Origin of the sequence: Sorangium sp. So ce426, assembly GCF_051475585.1 — a bacterium.
GTDB classification, from domain to species: domain Bacteria; phylum Myxococcota_A; class Polyangia; order Polyangiales; family Polyangiaceae; genus Sorangium; species Sorangium cellulosum_B.
Genome location: NZ_CP150341.1, coordinates 724843 through 742779 on the forward strand (window position 1 = coordinate 724843; position 17937 = coordinate 742779).

General features: G+C 72.3%; 13 protein-coding genes. 9 read left to right on the plus strand and 4 right to left on the minus strand.

The features are described 5' to 3' along the window. The first annotated feature begins 102 nt into the window (after positions 1 to 102). The 3 genes from WMF44_RS02730 (at position 103) to WMF44_RS02740 (ending at position 3258) form a co-directional block, all read left to right on the plus strand. Positions 103 to 1251 (plus strand): serine/threonine-protein kinase, encoded by a 1149-nt coding sequence (locus WMF44_RS02730; protein WP_437297548.1) that lies wholly within the window; start codon positions 103 to 105, stop codon positions 1249 to 1251. Positions 1252 to 1373: 122 nt separating this feature from the next. Next, a complete protein-coding gene (locus WMF44_RS02735; RefSeq protein WP_437297549.1) occupies positions 1374 to 2717 on the plus strand; it encodes an AAA family ATPase in 1344 nt (447 codons plus the stop codon). A 1-nt stretch (position 2718) separates the two neighbouring features. Continuing rightward, positions 2719 to 3258, plus strand: a complete 540-nt coding sequence (locus WMF44_RS02740; RefSeq protein WP_437297550.1) for a hypothetical protein — start codon at positions 2719 to 2721, stop codon at positions 3256 to 3258. A 189-nt stretch (positions 3259 to 3447) separates the two neighbouring features. Here WMF44_RS02740 and WMF44_RS02745 read toward each other — a convergent pair whose 3' ends face one another. Beyond that, the gene (locus tag WMF44_RS02745) at positions 3448 to 5286 is read right to left on the minus strand and encodes an FG-GAP repeat domain-containing protein (protein WP_437297551.1); all 1839 of its coding nucleotides are present in this window, start codon (positions 5284 to 5286) and stop codon (positions 3448 to 3450) included. A 240-nt stretch (positions 5287 to 5526) separates the two neighbouring features. Between WMF44_RS02745 and WMF44_RS02750 the strand changes: the two genes are divergently transcribed. Continuing rightward, positions 5527 to 6042, plus strand: a complete 516-nt coding sequence (locus WMF44_RS02750; RefSeq protein WP_437297552.1) for a hypothetical protein — start codon at positions 5527 to 5529, stop codon at positions 6040 to 6042. 78 nt (positions 6043 to 6120) lie between these two features. Here the strand turns inward: WMF44_RS02750 and WMF44_RS02755 are convergent, their stop codons facing one another. Continuing rightward, positions 6121 to 8187 carry a vWA domain-containing protein gene (locus tag WMF44_RS02755; RefSeq protein WP_437297553.1) on the minus strand — a complete coding sequence of 689 codons (2067 nt, stop codon included), beginning with the start codon at positions 8185 to 8187 and terminating at the stop codon, positions 6121 to 6123. Between the two features lies 1 nt (position 8188). Next, positions 8189 to 9076, minus strand: a complete 888-nt coding sequence (locus WMF44_RS02760; RefSeq protein ID WP_437297554.1) for a DUF58 domain-containing protein — start codon at positions 9074 to 9076, stop codon at positions 8189 to 8191. Positions 9077 to 9466: 390 nt separating this feature from the next. Between WMF44_RS02760 and WMF44_RS02765 the strand changes: the two genes are divergently transcribed. The 5 genes from WMF44_RS02765 to WMF44_RS02785 all read left to right on the plus strand — a co-directional run bounded on the left by WMF44_RS02765 (position 9467) and on the right by WMF44_RS02785 (position 16042). Further along, positions 9467 to 10624 (plus strand): zinc-dependent alcohol dehydrogenase, encoded by a 1158-nt coding sequence (locus WMF44_RS02765; protein ID WP_437297555.1) that lies wholly within the window; start codon positions 9467 to 9469, stop codon positions 10622 to 10624. A gap of 328 nt (positions 10625 to 10952) precedes the next feature. Continuing rightward, positions 10953 to 12401: a twin-arginine translocation signal domain-containing protein gene (locus WMF44_RS02770; protein WP_437297556.1), complete on the plus strand. Its 1449-nt coding sequence runs from the start codon at positions 10953 to 10955 to the stop codon at positions 12399 to 12401. Between the two features lie 11 nt (positions 12402 to 12412). Next, positions 12413 to 13993 (plus strand): vWA domain-containing protein, encoded by a 1581-nt coding sequence (locus WMF44_RS02775; protein WP_437297557.1) that lies wholly within the window; start codon positions 12413 to 12415, stop codon positions 13991 to 13993. 275 nt (positions 13994 to 14268) lie between these two features. Beyond that, complete coding sequence (locus tag WMF44_RS02780; protein ID WP_437297558.1) at positions 14269 to 15126, plus strand: hypothetical protein; 858 nt, start codon at positions 14269 to 14271, stop codon at positions 15124 to 15126. A gap of 16 nt (positions 15127 to 15142) precedes the next feature. Next, positions 15143 to 16042: a hypothetical protein gene (locus tag WMF44_RS02785; RefSeq protein ID WP_437297559.1), complete on the plus strand. Its 900-nt coding sequence runs from the start codon at positions 15143 to 15145 to the stop codon at positions 16040 to 16042. A gap of 305 nt (positions 16043 to 16347) precedes the next feature. Here WMF44_RS02785 and WMF44_RS02790 read toward each other — a convergent pair whose 3' ends face one another. Then, the gene (locus WMF44_RS02790) at positions 16348 to 17922 is read right to left on the minus strand and encodes a WD40/YVTN/BNR-like repeat-containing protein (protein WP_437297560.1); all 1575 of its coding nucleotides are present in this window, start codon (positions 17920 to 17922) and stop codon (positions 16348 to 16350) included. Between the last annotated feature and the right edge of the window lie 15 nt (positions 17923 to 17937).

The window sequence follows — 17937 nt, forward strand, 5'->3', positions numbered from 1 at the left end:
TTTAGCGGGGACAAGCGGGGACAAGAGCGGACAAGAGCGGACAAGAGCCGTCAAGAGCGGCCATGGGCGCGGCGAGGCCGCGCAGCCGGGGCAGGAGACATCATGTCGCGCATCGAGAGCACGGACACCTGGAGCGGCACGGACGGCGGCACATGGGATCTCGATGAGAAGTTCGGTGAGCCCGCGCGCGGCGCGCACCACCAGGAGGGGGATCTCGTCGCGGGGAAGTACCGCCTGGTCCGCAGGATCGGCGAGGGGGCGATGGGCACGGTCTGGATCGCGACGCACGTGGCGCTCGGGTCGGAGGTCGCGATCAAGCTGATGCGGCCCGAGCTCCGGTCGCCGGAGCTCGCGGAGTATTTCGTCCGCGAGGCGCGCGCCGCGGGCCGGCTGAACCACGCGGAGGTCGTCCGGATCTTCGACCTCGGCGAGACCGCGGCGGGGGACCCGTACCTGGTGATGGAGCTCATCGAGGGAGAGTCGCTGAGGAGCGCGCTCGCGCGCGAGGCGGCGATGACGCCGGAGCGTGCGATCGCGCTGCTCCTCCCGGTCGCGGGCGCGATGCACGCGGTGCACGAGAAGGGGGTCGTCCACCGCGACCTCAAGCCGGACAACGTGATGCTGGTGCGCCGCGGCGGCGGCCGGCTCCAGCCGAAGATCGTCGATTTCGGCGTCGCGAAGATCGTCTCCGAGCGCGAGGCGAGCCAGGCGTCGGCGAGCTTCGAGGTCTTCGGCACCCCCGACTACATGCCGCCGGAGCAGGTCCTCGCCGTCCCTGACATCGATCGCCGCGCCGATATCTGGTCGCTCTGCGCGATGCTGTACGAGCTCCTGTCGGGCCGGCCCCCGTTCTCGTCAAGGAACGCGCTGGACGGCCTGCGGGCGGTGCTGCAGGACGCGGTGCCGTCGCTCGTCGACACGTGCGGCCTCGACGCGGATCTCTGGGCGATCGTGGAGCGCGGGCTGCGGAAGGAGCCGTCCTCGCGCTGGTCGAGCATGCGCGAGCTCGGCGAGGCGCTCGCCGCGTGGCTGAGGGCGCGGGGCGTCCGGGAGGACGCGCGCGGCGTGTCGCTCCAGGGGGAGTGGCTTCCTTGCGAGGATCCCTGTGTACCTGCGGGCCATGGCGCGGCGCCGCGCGTCTCCTGGTGGGTGGGGGAACGGAGCCGGCCGAGCCGCCGGTGGTCGTCGCGCCGCCGGGCGCACCGGGTCTACCGGGGCCGGCCTCAGGGCGAGCAGACGGCCTGCCCTTGAGGGTGGGGACGAGCCGCTGAGCGGTCCGAGCCGAGGGGCGGGGTGAGCGCGCTGAGGGCGGGTCGAAGCACGGCGGGGCGCAAGCTTGACCTTTGGGTCCGCGTATTGCTCTGCTCTGGCGGGTGAACGCCCGCGCCACCCCATCGCTGCTCATCTCGCGGCTCGTGATCGAAAATTTCCGGACGTTCCGAGGGCCCACGGAGATCGACCTGAGCTCTGGCGGCGCGGTGGACGCGATGCCCGTGCTTCACGGGGCCAACGGGGCCGGAAAATCGAATGCGCTCGCGGCGATTGATCTGTTCTTTCGGGCCGCCTCGTTCTGGCTGAGCTCGGTCGTGAGCCCTGATGCGATGGTCTCCCAGGACGGTGCTTTGAAGCTGCAGTGGGGCTTCAGCAACAGCTATTTCGGCCTGTCGATGAGCCACCGGAGCTGGCCTCCCGGTGTTCGCGATCCTCAGCGGATCGCAGTTCACTTCGACGATGCTCGGCTGGGCGCCCTCCGCATCACACTGACCCCTTCGGGCAACGACGTCCTCCTCCGGCTGGCGAGGGCGGTACCCGGCTCAGCGAACAGCTGGAGAGCGCTGCGAGGGCCGCTGAAGAATGCGGCGCAACGTGACGAGATTTCGCCGCTGAAGAACGCCATTGAGGCGCCGCTCGGCCCCGGGAGCAAGCCGTTCTTCCTGCTGGACGCTCGCCGTCGAGACTTCCGGGCCATCGGTGAGGGGGGGGCGCGCGACGAGGGGGGCAGCACCCTGTCCGCCACCACGGCCGAGCGCCTCCTCGCGCTCGCGACCTCGCTCGATCCGGAAGAGACGGAGCGCTGGCGCGTCTTCGTGGAGCTCATCCATCGGTTCAAGACCCTGTCGGATCGAGAGATCTCCGTGCTCCGCGCCCCCGTGGCTGGCGGGGAGGTCACCGATCTGCGCTTCGAGGTCCGGGGCAAGCAGATCCTACGGCTCTCCGAGCTCAGCTCGGGCGAGCAGCAGGTGGTCGCTCTCGTCGCGGCCGTGCTGACGTCCCGCGCCGGCCTTGTTGCCATCGAGGAGCCGGAGATGAGCTTGCATCCCGAGAACCAGGAGCTCGTCCGCGACATCCTGCGCGAGCAGGTGCAACGCGGGATCGTCGATCAGATCTTCCTCGAGAGCCACGTCCAGGTCTTCGACGGCCCCGAGGTGCTCCGGTTCAGCCGCTCTCCCGAGGGGGAGACGCTCGTCACGCGGCAGCCTTCGCGCTCGGACCGCGAACTTCAAGATCGCGCGAGCAAGAGCGGCGCCAAGCAGCACTGGGTGACACCCGAGGGCTACACGCAGATCCCCGCGGAGATGCGCGGCGATCTCGGGCTGCAGAGCGGCGGATACCTGTGGTTCCTGCGTTCCCGACCGGAGGGCCGCTGGGAGGCATGGACCGCGTCAGAGCTCGACGAGCAGTTCGGTCTTGGCGATGAGTCCTCCAAGGATGCCTGACGTGCGGCTCTGGATTGACACCAACGCGGCGCGTAGCGTCATCGACATCGAAAAGCTCTGCATTCTCGCTGGGAGCAAAAGGGTCGAGGTTGTAATCCATGCGCAGGTCTACCTTGAAAGGCGTCGCCAGATGCGTGTGAGCAAGGGCGCCAGATTCTCGGAGGTCCGCTTCGATGGCCTCCTCCGCCAGTTTGGCATCCAGATCATCGACATCCACCTTGATCATCCGACCGCCGCCCGATGGGCCGACAGCTTGTGTCAGCGGTATCCGACGGACCGCGATTGGGAGCTGGCGAAGAAGCGTACCCTCGGCGGCGAGCTGAACGCCGATTTCAAAGTCATCCCTGGAAAGATGCCGATGACCACGGACTGGCTCATCGCCCTCGCCGTCGAGGACGACCCCGCGTCGCGCATCATCACCCACGACGAGGGCGAGGAATGGCAGCGGCTCCGCGAAGCCGAGCCGAGGCGCGCCTTCCGCTGGGACGAGGCGGTCACCTGGCTTCAGAGCCTGCCCGCGGACGAGCCGTCACCCGGCTGAAGCGCATAGGGCGCCGCGCGGGGGTGCGGCATCGATCCGTGGAAGGTGGGCTAGCGTTCGCTCGGTGGTACCGAGCCTGCTCGGGTGCCCCAGCCTCGGAGGGCGCGGCGACCGCCCTGGCTCGCTCCGCCCGGGCCGCCGCGAGCCAGCGCGCCGTTCACGGCCTCCCGTCCGTCATGCGAGCGAGGGTCACCGCGAGGGCTGGCCCGTGCGCAGCGGGCCACCTCGCGAGGTGGGCCAGAGCATGCAATTGGCCGCCGAGCCCGGGATCGTGAAGACATCCATCCCGTGCTCGAAGGTCTGCACGAAGACCTCGAGCTGGCCGTCTCCGTCGAGATCACCCACCGCCGGCGCGGCGGGCGCGCCGTTGCCGTTTCCATTGCTGCCGGGGTTCGGCAGGGGCACGTCGTGCAGGACCGCGCCGTTCGCGCCGAGGATCACGAGGTTGCCCGAGTCGAGCACGTCCGGAGCGCCGTAGGTCGCCAGCAGGACCTCGGGTGAGCCGTCCTGGTTCAGGTCGGCCACGGTGGCCTCGGTCGCGAACATGATCGATTTGCCGTGCATGTAGTTGTATCGCCACAGGAGCGACGCGTCGGGGCCGAACGCATAGAGATACCCGTCGTTCATCGGGACGATGATCTCGGGCCGCGCGTCCCCCTGGAGGTTCACCGTCGTCGGCGAGGGCACGCCGCTCGGCGGGTAATAACCGTCGATCTCGAGCGGCCTCTCGCCGCGCGGGAGCGTCTCCCACCCGGGCTTGCGCATCGCCGATCGGTTTCCGTCGCCGTGCGCCCCCTCGAGCACCATCACCGCATATGCCTGCGTCTCGTAAGGCTCGTGCATCTCGACGTTCGGTACCCCGACGACCTCGTTCCGCCCGTCCCCGTCGAGATCGACCACGTTCGGCGGCGACGCGGTCCACTGCAGCCACTCGGCGGAGCTCGGGTGCGGCCATGTCCCGGTATGGAGATGGTAGTGGTCGCCCTCCACCTTCGGGTCCGCCCAGCGGATGAACTGGCCCCAGGTCAGCGGCTTGTCGGCGAACGCGTCGTCGCGATTCTTGAAATATGGCGCGGCGTCGATCGCCACGCCGTCGTGGTTGAACGCCTGGACGTGGTGGTTGTCGTAGGTGGCCAGGATCTCGAGCTCCGGGTCATCGTCGATGTCACCGATGCCGACGTTGAGCCCATAACACCCGAACCCGGAGTGCCCCATGCCGTTGCGATCGGCGTCGTTCCCCGGGCCGCTCTGGTTGTTGTACCGAGGCCAGGCCGCGAAGCCGGCGCCCGCGGATGCGGGCCGATAGAGCGACCCATCCGCGCTGAAGACGAAGATCTGCGCGCCGCCGTCCTCGGTGCTCGCGGTCTGCGTCGTCGTCGCCACCACCTCGATGGTGCCGTCGCCGTCGAGATCCGCCGCGGCGAGCCCGCGCACCTCGGGGGCGTTGCCGGCCGTCGTGGTGTCCGCCGGCCACCCGGCCTTCAGCGCGAGCCCGCCCTGCCATTCGAATGCGAAGACCTGATGACCGTTGCCATACACGATGTCGATCGCCCCGTCGCCCTCGAGGTCGGCGACCACGTGCGGCGCGTAAACCCGGTCCTCCCCGGCCTCGGCGCGATCGATCTCCTTCCCGTTCGAGTCGAAGACGAAGAGCGCATAGTAAGCGGCGATGAGCTCGTTCCGACCGTCGCCGTCGAGGTCCATCACCACCGGCGACGCGTACCAGCTCGTCTGCCCGGGCAGGACCATCCGGTGCTCCGGCGCCTGCACCTCGCCGGTGCTCGTGCCCACCTCGCAGATCGGGTTGCGCGTGCCGCCCGTGCTGCCCGCACCGCCGCCGGGGCCGCTCGCGCCATCCCCGAGCTCGCCCCCGGCGCAGGCCGTCGCGAGCAGCGCGAGGAGCAACGCGACGCTGCCGAGCGCCCATTCACCCAGGCCGGTGCGCGCGGCCCCCGGCGAAGGGGGCGGGTGTCGAGGTCCGGTGGGGAACCCGCGATCGGAACGGCACGGGCAGCGCTGGGTAACCATGGGGCCTCCGGGGGATGCGCCGCCAGCGGGTGACACCCGCCGGCAGAAAAGGACAGGAGCCAAGCTCATCGAGATTACCAGGAACCTTGAGAGCCGGGGATACGAGAGTCCGGCCGAGGGGGAGCCCCGCGGGACCGCTGTGTGGGTGGTTGCCCAGGGCAGAGTGTGGTTCGTTGCCAGTGGGGGTGTATCATGTAGATCTCGGAGAGGGACGACGCGTTCACCCCCCGGAGGCGGCGCATGCCCACGATAGAGGCGTTCATTCCGACGGTGGTGCTCTTCGAGACGATCACCGACATCGCTCGTTCTCACAAGGCGCACCTCGTGCTCCAGCGCTTCGAGGGCGCGCATGGCGGCGCGAGGCTCTCCGTCGTCGAAGCGAGCCCTCTCGCGGCGCACGAGTACCTGAGAGGCGGCTATCAGCTGGTGTACCTGGCGTCGCGGAGGGCGCCCGCCAGCGAGCAGGACTGGGGCTTCATCGACCGTGAGGCCGCAAATCTGCTCGAGTTCGCCGGTGCGCGCCAGCGCGGTCAGGATCTCGAGCAGGTCACGATCCGCCCGGTGGCGAAGAAGAGCCGTGTGGCCAGGTTGTTCGCCGCGACCAGGGCGGCGATCGTGGCGAGCTGCAAGCGAGGCGTGAGGCTCAAGGGTCAGCTTTACCCGAAGATCTTCTACGCGAAGGAGCTTGAGACCGGGAGTTTCCAGCTGTGGGTCGATATCGAGACGAGGACCCTATCCGCCGAGATGGCCGGGTAGGGCCTCTGGCTCCTCGCGGCGCGGCCCTGGCGCCGTGGCGGTCTTTCCGCCGATCCTCGGCGCTTTCCCGCCGCAGCGCTAGGCTGCAGGCCTGTCATGGCCTCGCAGCGGCCTCGGCACGCGCGTGAAATACCAGACGTCGGCGACCACCAGGCCGAGCGCCGCGAGCGCCAGCAGCCAGGTCCACTCGACGTGGGCGTCCGGCTGTCCCGCCGCGCTGGAGACGGCGACCTCGCCGCCTCCCTCCGCGAGGAGCGGCCTCGGCGTGAGGTCGCTCTCGGCGACGCTCGTGAGGTTCGCCGGCACGACGACGGACCCGGCCTGCGGTCCCCGCCAGGCGAGGCGGTAGAAGCCCGCGCGGGGCGTCTCCGCGATCACCGCGACGCCGGCGCGCTGCGCGACCTCGAGCCGCTCGCCCGCGGGGCCCATGGCCTGGAGGTCCCGCGCGGTCGCGGGGACGCTCACGCGCAGCGGCTCGCCGGTGCGCGCGGGGCCTGTGATGCCGTGGGCGCGGTGGGCGCGCGCCTGCTCGAGCAGGTTGCGCACGAAGAGCACGAACGACGCCTTGAGCGGCCAGTCGCTCTCACCCACGTCGAAGCCGAGCAGCGTGCCGGTCCGCGAGGCGGTGGAGATGTCGGTCGCGATCGTGCCCTCCTGGGCGCGGATCAGCTCCTGCGTCGCCGCCTCCGGCTTGAGGGACGAGGCCACGCGGAGGTTCACGCCGTCCAGCGTCAGGAAGCGCAGCCGCGGATCCGCCGTGTCCCACGACGTGAGCGTGGGGCGCTCGAGCGTCTGCCCCACGAGCGTGCCGGCGCAGCGCCCGGGCGGCGGGTTCACGATCAGCAGATCGCCCCCCGGAGGATCGGGCGGGCACGCGCCGTCGATCACCACGAACGTGTCGGGATCGAGCCCGGGCTTCCCGAGCAGATCCGCGAGCGCGCCCGAGATCACCGAGGTCATCGGATCGGACGCGAGCGCCCGCTCGAGCCAGACGGAGCCGCCGGAGGGCGCCCCCGGCTGCGCGCCCTGGGCGTCGCCGCCCTGGCCGTTGCCGGCCGACGCGAGGAACACAGGGAGCTTGTCGCCGGCCGGCACACGCCCGTAGGCGACGTCGTCGAGCGGCATCGCGTCGCGCGGCGAGAGCTCGAAGACGAGCCCCTTGCGGTAGTCGCCGGGCGACGGGCGGAACGTGAGCACGACAGGGAGGCGCTCGCCCGGCTTGACCAGCACGCGCCGCGAGCCGAGCACGTCCGACGCGTTGTCCTGCCGCATCGTCACGTACACGTCGCGCGGCTGCGCCCCGAAGTTCGCGACAACGAGGAAGGCCTGCACCTCCTCGCGCTGCTCCGAACGCTCGCCGTCCGCGCCGCTCGCGCCGCTCGCGCCGACCACCGCGCTCCCGGAGCGCACGTCGACGCGGACGATGGCGGCGTTGTCGACCGGATCACCGACCGTGATGACCTCCACCGGCAGCGACGCGCCGCGCAGCGAGGCGCGGCGGGCGAGGTTGCCGTCGGTGATCGCGACGACCCGGCGGGCGCCGCCGAGCTGGCGGAGCCGGTCGATCCCGAGCGCCACCGCGGCCTCGAGGTCCCCCTCGACGTCGCGCGCCGCGATGGGGTCGATCGCCGCCTTGAGCCGGACCCGATCGCGATCGAGCGCCGCGACGAGGCGCGCGTCGCGCCCCGCCTCGACGATCAGCGCGTCGCTGCCCGGGGCGAGGCCGGAGAGGAGGTCCCTGGCGAGCTGCTTCGCGAGCTCGACGCGCGTCGTCGCCTCGCCGGCCGGCCCTCGAGCGGCCGCGGACATCGAGGCGCTCGTGTCGATGACGATCGCCACATGATCGCCGGTGAGCTCGCGCCCGCGCGAGGCGGGGCGGGCGAGGGCGAGCGCGAGGAGGGCGAGCGCGAGCGCCTGCAGCACGAGCGGCAGCTGGGCGATGAGCTTCCTGAACGGCGCGCGCGCCATGAGGTCGCGCTGCGCGGCGGCCCAGAGCCACGTCGAGGGGACGCGCCGGCGGCTCCGCTTGATCTTGAGGATGTAGAGCAGGACGAGCGGGCCGAGCAGCGCGAGCAGCCACAGGCCGCCGGGCGAGAGCAGCGCGAGCGGGGCGCCCGCGGAGGCCTGTGCGAGCGGGGCGGCCACGTCAGTCGACGCTCCTCGAGACGAAGCGGCGGACGGCGCCCTCGAGCGGCTCGTCGCTCCGCGCTCGCACGTACGTCGCGCCATGGCGGCGGGCGAACGCGCGCAGCGCCTCGCACAGGCCGGCGAAGCGGGCCGCGTACGCGGCGAGGGCCGCGGCGTCCAGGGTCACGTCGACGAGCGCCCCCGTCTCGGCGTCCTCGAGCGTCAGGTCGCCCTCGAAGCTCGGCTCGAGCTCGTCGGCGGCGACGACCTGGAGGGCCGCGACGTCGTGGCCGGCCTGCGCCGCGCGCCCGAGCGCGGCGGTGACCGGGCCGGGGTCGAAGAAGTCGGAGACGACGCAGAGCAGGCCCGGCCGCGCGCTCTGCCGCACGACGGCGTCGATGGCGCGCGCGAGGTGCGTCCCGCCGGAGGCCCTCACGCCGTCGAGGGCGCGGAGGAGCGCGGCGAGCCCCGCGCGCCCGCGCACCGGCGCGTGCTCGCGGGCGATGCCGTCGCCCGCCACGAAGAGCTGCGCGCGCTCGGAGCGCGCGAGCGACATGTACCCGATCGCGGCCGCGAGCCGGCGGGCCGCGTCGAGCTTCGTGGGCTCCCCGAAGTCGAGGGACGCCGACGCGTCGCACACGATGCGGGCGATGACGTCCTCCTCGGCGCGGAACAGCTTGAGCACCGGCTCCCCGGTGCGGGCGTACGCGGCCCAGTCGATCCGCCGCATGTCGTCGCCGGGCGCGTACGCCCGGTGCTCCTTGAACTCGGCCGAGCCGCCGCGGCGCCGCGCGAGGTGCTCGCCGGCGCCGCCGGAGCGGGCGCGGATCTCGAGCCGCCGCTGGAGCACCTCGAGCTCGCGGACGAAGCTCGCGCCGAGGAGCGGCTCGGGGGACGAGGGGAGCATCGGAGAGCAGTAGACCTCGGCGCGGGCGGGGGTGCCAGCGGGGTCGCGGAGGAGCGGCGGCCCGCGCTCGGCAGGGGCGCCGGCCGCGCCCGGTCCGTCGTCGTTCCGCGTCGTTCCGCGTCGTTCCGCGTCGTTCCGCGTCGTTCCGCGTCGCTCCGCGTCGTTCCGCGTCGCTCCGCGTCGCTCCGCGGCGTCGAGACAGACCGCCACGCGGTGGGGCAGGGCACCCCACTCGCGTTCGTCGTGGCCGACAGGGCCCCGTCAGCAGGCGCGCCGCTGCTCCGTGGCTCGCTTTATGCGAGCCAGCGCTGTGGTTCAGCTGTCGTGCGCCGGCCCGGCCGGTAGAGCCGCCGAGCGCCCGTACCGATGTGTCACCCGAAAGGAGGCACCGTGAAGGCCCTGGTTTTCCACAAACCTTCGGACGTCCGCGTCGAGGACGTCCCGGATCCCCGGATCGAAGAGCCCACCGACGTCATCGTGCGCGTCACCGCGACCGCGATCTGCGGCTCGGATCTGCACATCTACAACGGCTTCTTCCCCCAGGCGAAGCCCATGGTGCTCGGCCATGAGTTCATGGGCGTCGTCGAGGAGATCGGCCCGCAGGTCACGAAGCTGCGGAAGGGCGACAGGGTCGTCGTCCCGTTCCCCATCGCGTGCGGGCGTTGCTTCTTCTGTCAGGCGGAGCTGCCCGGCCATTGCGAGAGCTCCAATCCGAAGCACTACGGCCCCGAGGGCGGCACGCTCGAGGGCAAGGGCGGCGCCCTCTTCGGCTACACGGACCTCTACGGCGGTTACAACGGGGGTCAGGCCGAGTACGTGCGCGTCCCTTACGCCGACTTCGGGCCACGGAGGGTGCCTGAGCGCCTCACCGACGAGCAGGTCCTCTTCACGACCGACATCCTCCCCACCGGGTGGACGGCGATCGAGTGGGCCGAGCTCAAGGGGGGAGAGACGGTCGCCGTGTTCGGATGCGGGCCTGTCGGCCTCGCGACCATGAAGTGCGCCTGGCTCCGCGGCGCGGCGCGCGTCATCGGCGTCGATCGGGAAGAGTACCGCCTGAACACGGCCCGCGAGATCGCCAAGGCCGAGACCGTCAACGTCGACAAGGTCGACGCCGTCGAGGCGATCCGCGCGATGACGGGCGGGCGCGGCGCGGACGTGTGCGTCGACGCGGTCGGGATGGAGGCGCACCGCGGCGTGCTCGAGAAGGCCTCCAGCGCCCTTCACGGCCAGGTGGGGACGATATCGGCCCTCCGGCTCGCCATGAGCGCCGTGCGCCGGGGCGGGGTCGTGCCCGTCGTTGGGGTCTACGGCGTGTCCTATGACAACTTCCCGCTGGGCCAGCTCTTCGACAAGGGCCTGAGGCTCCGCGCCGGCCAGGCGCCGGCGCACAACTACGTCGACCGGATCCTCAAGCACATCGAGGACGGCCACCTCCGGGCGGACGACATCATCACCCACCGCCTGCCGCTCGCCCGCGCCCCGCACGGCTACGAGATCTTCAACAAGAAGCGCGACGACTGCGTCAAGGTCGTCCTCAGGCCCTGACGCAGGGCGCAGATCGGAACCATGGCCCGCCGCAGCCCTGGCGCCTGACACCGGCGTCAGGGACGCGCGGCCGCGTTGCTGTGTAATTCGTTGAATTCATGCTTGTTTGTTCCGGGTACGGCGCTTGCTTGGGGCCGGACCTCGACGAGCGCCTCGCTCGCTTGCTCGGCCGCCCGTGATGGCCTCTGATCGCACGGAAGGACAGCTCCCGATGGCTCGAGATCTGCGCTCCACTCGAACGCTCCTTCACCCCTTATGGTTAGGAGCCCTGGCGCTCCTCGTCCTCAACGATCACGCCCTCAAGGGCTCTGGTGTGCTCCCCGGGTGGTTGACCGGGAAGCTCAGCGACTTCGCGGGGCTCCTTGTCGCGCCGGCGGTCCTCGCCTCGCTGCTCCGCGTGACCTCGCGCCGCGGGTTCCTCGGCGCGCACGCCGCCATCGGCGCGGGCTTTTCCGCCATCAAGCTCGTTCCGGAGGCCGCGCGCGCGGTCGAGGCGCTCATGGCGCTCACGCCGCTCCCGTGGCGGATCACCGTCGACCCGACGGACCTCGTCGCGCTGCCGGTGCTCCTCATCTCGTACCGCGTGCTCGGCGAGGCGATGGGGCGGCCGGCTCCCGCGCGCCCGGTCGCCCACCGCCTGGCGCTGATGGCGGGCAGCCTGGCCTGCGTGGCCACGAGCAAAGAGCAGCCGATCACGTGCGGCGACGTCGAGGGGTGCGCGCCGCCGCAGCCGCAGGAGCTCGCGTCGCTCGTGATCGGCAACGCGACGGAGGCCGAGCAGCTCATCCGCGTTCGGCGCCTGCGGGAGTCGGTGCGGGTCGACTGCGGCGTCCTGCTCGACGACCCGACGCGCGCCCTCTCGCGCGATCTGTTCGCGAACGCCGAGACCTGGCTCATCGCGCCCGGCCGCGCGCTCCCGCTGGGCAACGCGGGGTGCGATGCAACCCTGATCGACGCCGACGGGCTGCCGCTCACGCTCCTCGCGTGGTCCGCTGCGGAGTTTCCGGAGCAGGAGCTCGTCACATCGACGGAGAGCCCGCGGGCGGATCGGATGATCACGCTGCAGCGCGCCGGGGCCAGGCTCGAGCTCGCCGATCACCCGGCGATCTTCCCGGCGCCGCCCATCGAGACGCCGGCTCCCGCGGGCGCATGCGGCGCCTCGGCCGGGGGGAGCGGGCTCGACTGGACCGTGCCCGTCTCCAGAGCAGGGGTCCTCGCCGGCGTGACGTCGTCGCCGGACGGGTGCCACGCCCTCACGCTCGATCGCGGCGAGACCTTCTTCCTCTGCGCCCCTGCCGAGGCGATCCCGTTCAGCGAGGGCGACGTCCTCCATGTGAGCGCCGTCGCGGTCGACGGCGGCAGGTACCCCGAGCTCCTGCAGGACCAGCTGGCGCTCGCGCGCGGCCTCCACATCGAGAGCGAGACGCACGCGGTGCTCGCGCTGCGCGGCAACGTGCTCGCCCGCTGGTCGATGGTCGGCCGGCAGCCAGGCGCCCATTTCTCGGCCGATCTCTCGCCGCTCGCGGCCTGCGGCGGGTACCACGACGCGTGCGGCAGCCTCGTCGAGCCGCTCGAGGCGTCGCTGCTCGGCGACGGCGTCTCCGGGGTCGTCTCGCTGCGCCCCGGCGAGAGCGCGGCGCTCGCCGAGGGCGCCGGCGCGCTCTTCCTCGTGCGCGCCGACGACATGCCGGTGCGCGACGCGGAGTGCTTCACCGTCCCCGTCGATCAACCCCGCCTGCTCGAGTCGGTCTTGGTCGCCGCCACCGCGGCGCCGTAGGAGGTCACGCCATGAAGATCCGAATGCACGATGTCCTCGCGCTCGGCGCCGCCGCCGCGCTCGGCGCGGCCGGCTGCGCGTCCTCGGACGGCGAATCCGGCGGCATCGCCGTCACCCCGGGCCCCCCCGGGTCCCCGTCCCCGGGCAGCGCGGGCGTCTCCCAGGGCGGCGCGCAGGACTTCGGCCTGTTCCGGCAGATCCTCGAGGACGGCGAGATCCCCGGGCCGGACACGCTCGACGACGTCGGCTTCTTCGCGGAGCACAAGCTCGATTACCCGGCCGCGACCTGCGGCGAGGACGTGTGCATGCACGGGCTGCTCGGGATCATGGGCAACATGATCAGCGGCTCGCCCTGCACGCTCATCCAGATCGGGATGAACTCGCCCGTGGACCTCGGCGCGCTCGAGCGGCCGCCGCTGCACCTCGTCATCGCCGTCGACACGAGCGGCTCGATGCAAGGCGACCCGATCGCCTACGTCAGGGCGGGGCTCGTCGAGATGATCGACGCCCTCGAGCCGACCGACCGGATCTCGCTCGTCCGCTACTCGGACACGGCCGAGCTCGTCCTCGAGCAGGCGGAGGGCTCGGACAGGGAGGCGCTCACGGAGGCGTTCGAGGGCCTGACAGCGCGGGGGTCGACCAACCTGTACGAGGGGCTCTTCACCGCGTATGCGCTCGCCGAGCGGCACCTCGATCCGGCCTGGCAGAACCGCGTGATCTTCCTGTCCGACGGCGTGGCCACGGCCGGGCTCACCTCGCCTCAGCGGCTCGTGTCGCTCGCGGCCGGGTACGCGGAGAAGGGGATCGGCCTCACGGCCATCGGCGTCGGGGCCGAGTTCGACGTCGACGCCATGCGCGGGATCAGCGAGGTCGGCGCGGGCAACTTCTACTTCCTCGAGGACCCGAAGGCGGTGGAGGAGGTCTTCGCCGAGGAGGTGAAGACGTTCCTCGTGCCCCTGGCGCTCGACGTGGAGCTCGACGTCGCCGTGGGCGACGGTTACGTCGTGCGCGGCGCGTACGGCACGAACGGCTGGCAGGGCGGCGAGCGCGGCGGCGCCGTGCACATCCCGAGCCTCTTCCTCGCCGGCCGGACGAGCGCCGCGGAGCCCGTCGGCTCCGGCCGGCGCGGCGGCGGAGGCGCCATCCTGCTCGAGCTCGTGCCGAAGCCCGACCAGCGAGGCGTCGAGGACCCGCGCGCCGTGGGCAGCCTCGCGCTGTCGTGGCGGCACCCGCTGACGGGCGAGGCGCACGCGCAGGAGGTCGACATCGAGGCGCCGAGCGCGCCCGACGCGCCGCCCGAGGCCGGCTATTTCTCCGGCGACACCGTCGAGAAGGGCTTCGTGATGTTGAACCTCTTCGCCGGCTTCAAGCTCGCCGCCCAGCTCGCGGCGGACGCCGACCCCCGCACCGCGCGGCGCACGCTCGAGGCGCTGCGGCCGAACGTCGAGGCGTGGCTCGCGGATCATCCGGACCCCGACGTCGAGGACGACCTGCGCTACGTCGATCTGTTCATCGAGAACCTCATCACGGCGGAGGCGAACGTGCAGCCCTACGTGCCGGCGGATCCGCCGAACCCCTGGCCCGCCGATTGAGCCCCGCGCGCGGCGCGCCAGGTGACGGCGACGCGCGCCGGCTGACACCAGCGCGCCGCGCCCGTCACCCCCCATTCAAGTCGATTCCCCTCAACACGCGTTTCGACGTCTCCACGTCGTCACATGCGCTCCGTGTGCACGCGTGCACGCGTGTCCGCGTACACAACAACGCACCCCGTGCGCCGCAAACCTGCGCCGCGGCGATGTCGCTTCCTCGCGGCGAACGCCTTGTGTAGGATCGAACTTTCGTGGCCGTCGAGGAGGAGAGTGCACCTATGCGAAGATCCATGTGGTTCGGGTTGGCGAGCATCACCGTCTGTCTCACGGCCGCTCTCCCGGCGAGCGCGGGTGTCCCGGAGTGCGGCAATATTCGTTTCGAGGGCCTGTCGAACTGCGAAGTGCGCGTCACGGGCGAGTGCACCGCGGGCTGCAGCGAGCTCGGGATCTACAAGACCGCGTGCGCCACGAAGCTCGTGCCGGTCTGCAAGACGGAGTGCACCCTCTCGGCGGAGGCGACCTGCACGGACAGCTGCACCACGCAGTGCAAGTCGGACTGCGATAACAACATCAACGTCATCTGCTCCCACAACTGCTTCGTCGAGTGCACGACCACGCGGGACGCCGAGTGCGCTGGCGCCCCCGATTCCGCCCAGTGCGCCGCCACGTGGGACGCGAACTGCGACAGCGAGTGCGACGCCCAGTGCGTCACGGTGGATGGCGACTGCTACCAGCACTGCATCGAGTGCTGCGGGGGCTCGTGCACGGCCGACGCCAACATGGACTGCCAGACCACCTGCCAGAACGAGGAGTTCGAGGACTGCGAGCACGAGTTTCGCGCGAACTGCGATGCTTCCTGCAGCGGCGACGGCGCGCTCTTCTGCGGTGGGAAGTACATCCTCTCCGGCTCGCAGATCCCCGCGTGCGTGAACGCGCTGCTCGCGCAGGGCATCAGCGTGAAGGCCGAGGCGGAGGTCACCATCGGTCCAGATGGCATCGACGGGAACCTCGCCGCCGGCATGTGCGCCTTCAGGCCCGCGAGCAAGGCCTCCCTCGCCGCGCCGTTCGCCGCGCTCGCGGCCGCCGCAGGCTGGCTCGCGCGGCGCCGCAAGCGTTCATCGCACACGCCGCGCTGATCGGCTCCGGGTGATCGTGCGGCCGACCCCTCACGTGCTGCTCGCGCTGCTCGCCCTCGGCTCCCCGGGCTGCGGGGGCGAGGGCGCCGACGCGCTCGTGGTGGTCGGCCTCACGACGGACATGGCGATCGGCTTCGAGATCGACGCGATCGAGAGCACAACGAAGGTGGATGGCGTCATCACGCGCGCCGAGCGCCTCTCGTATGGCAGCAGCGGTCTGTCGCTCCCGGCGGAGATCGAGATCGCGCCGGCGCAGGACGGCGCCAAGGTCGAGCTGTCCGTCGCGGCGTTCCGCGACGGCGAGGCGGCGCCCGTCGTGAAGCGGACGGTCGCGACCCGCGCGGCCGGCGGGCGAAGGCTGCTCCTGCCCGTCTCGCTCGACGCGGCGTGCTCCGGGGTCGCCTGCGCGGCCGGCGCGACGTGCGCGGCGGGGATGTGCGTCGATCCCTTCGTCGACCCGTCCGGGCTCGATGACCACGATCCGACGTGGATCGCCTCGGCGAGCGACGCGTGCAAGACGCGCTCCTCGGGCGACCCAGAGATCGTGATGGGGCAGGGGGAGAGCGCGTTTGCGCCTCTGGAGGAGGGCGAGGTGCTGCCGATCGAGGCGGGCCTTCAAGGGGGGCACCACGTGTGGCTCGCGCTGCGCGTGGCCGGCCTCCGGCAGATGGGCTTGCGACTGACGGTAGGGGGCCACTTCCCCGAGCTCGCGTTCGAGCTGGTCCCGTTCACCGCGCTGGTCGCGCTGCGCCGAGCCGGGGAAGGCCGCTGCGAGATCTACGGCATCCGCTTTCGGGTGGATCGAGGCCTGCCGGTCGAATCCGTCCGGGGGCAAGCGCTCGACGTCGAGATCACCCTGGAGGACCCGAACGGCGACATCGCGACGGCCGCGCAGCGGATCGTCATCGCTCCCTGACACGTCACCTGCCGGGAGCGGCCTCGCAGGCGGTCGATTTCCGTTCTGGATCGACTTTCTCTCCCCTCGCCAGGGGGCGCCGGCATGTGGCGACCTGTCGGAGCTGCCTCGCGGGGGGCCGATTTCGGTTCCGGATCGACTCGTCCCCCCCTCGCGAGGGGGCGCCGGGACGTGGCGACCTGTCGGAGCTGCCTCGCGGGGGGTCGAGTTCGGTTCCGGATCGACTCGTTCCCCCTCGCGAGGGGGCGCCGGCCGGTCGCGACCTCTCAGGAGCGGTCTCCGAGGCCGTCCGTTTTGGTCCTGGCTCAGCCAAGTACCCCTCGTGCGATGACGCCAGCGCGTCGCGACCTCCGCGACCTCCGCCGCGCCGCCGCGGCCGCCGCCAGGCACGCTGCGGCAACGGCGGCCCGGCCCTCCTCCGCGCCGCCGGTACGACAGCCGCAGCCCGCCTCGCCCTGCCGTGCCCCGCCGGAAGGCGGCGCCCCGCCGCTTGATGCATCGGGCGCTCCGCCCGCACCCGCGGCGCTCGCCTGGCCCCCGCCGCTCGCCGCCGCGGCGCCGCCGCCGGTCGCGCCGGTCGCGCCGGTCGCGCCCGTCGCGCCCGTCGCGACGGCGCTCGTGCCGCTGCCGGCCGCGGGTGAACCGGCGTCCGGCGTGCAGTCCCGGTGGCCCGTCATCCGCGCGATCCTCGGCCAGTCCGCCGGGCAGGCCGCTCCGACCGCGGTGCTCGCCGCGCACTCCAGAGGACCACGAATGCACCCCTGCTGGAGCAGCGGCTCGAACGTCGCGCCGCCGTCGAGCGAGCGGCCGATCGTGAAGCCGTCCAGGAACTCGCTCGCGCACGCGTACAGGCCCGAATCCGTCCAGGCGAAGCAGCGCGGCGCGACGCTCGAGACGCGCTCGAAGGCCAGCGTCGACGAGGGCGCGCGGAAGACGCCGTCGACGTCGCTGCCCACCGCCACCGTCGCGCCGTCCGGCGAGATCGCGAACGCGCGCACGAAGCCCTCGGTCGTGAACACGGGCGCGAACGCCGCCCCGCCGTCCGTCGAGACGAACACGCGCCCCGGCGCGCTCGCGATCCGCACGTACAGCACGTCGGCGTCGCGCGGATCGACCCCCGCGATGTACGGCTCGCGCGACGTCGTGCTCCCCGGCACCGCCGCGGTCTGCCACGTCTCCCCGCCGTCGGCCGAGCGCGCGAGCACCCCCTTGACGGAGCCGCCCTCGCTCGCGAGGCCGCTCACGTAGACCCGCCGCGGATCCGACGGCGCGACGTCGACCGTCCGGGCCACAAAGCCCGCCGGGAGCGGCGCCCCCGCGCTGGTCCAGCTCGCGCCGCCGTCGCGCGACGCCCAGAGGCCGTGCCTGGTCCCCGCGGCCACCGCGACGACGTGCGAGGGATCGCCCTGCCGGACCGAGAGATCGATCACCTCCCGCCCAGCGAGCTCGGCGGCGCGCGCCCAGGCGCAGCCGCCCTCGGCGCCGACCGCGATCCCGTCGGCCAGCGCGGCGAGCACCCGGCCGCCCGCCACCGCCGCGATGGGCGGGGACTGGCCGGCCGTGTCGTCGTACCCGACCGCGCGCTCGCAGATCCAGCGCCAGCTCGCGCCCCCGTCTCGCGTGGCCAGCAGGCCGTACGTCATCCGGGCGACGGCGCGCGCTGGATCCGCCGGGTCGAACACGAGCTGGTCCGCCGAGGGAAAGACGCCGTTCGCCGCCGCGGGGGAGGGGAGCGCCACGGCGGCGAGCGCGGCGAGCGCGACGGCGCGCGGCACGGCGGCGAGCGCGACGGCGCGCGGCACGGCGGCGAGCGCGGCGAGCGCGACGGCGCGCGCCGGGCGAGATCCCGGCCTCACGGCGCGCGGGGGAGGCGGTCGCATCGAGGATCCATCGTA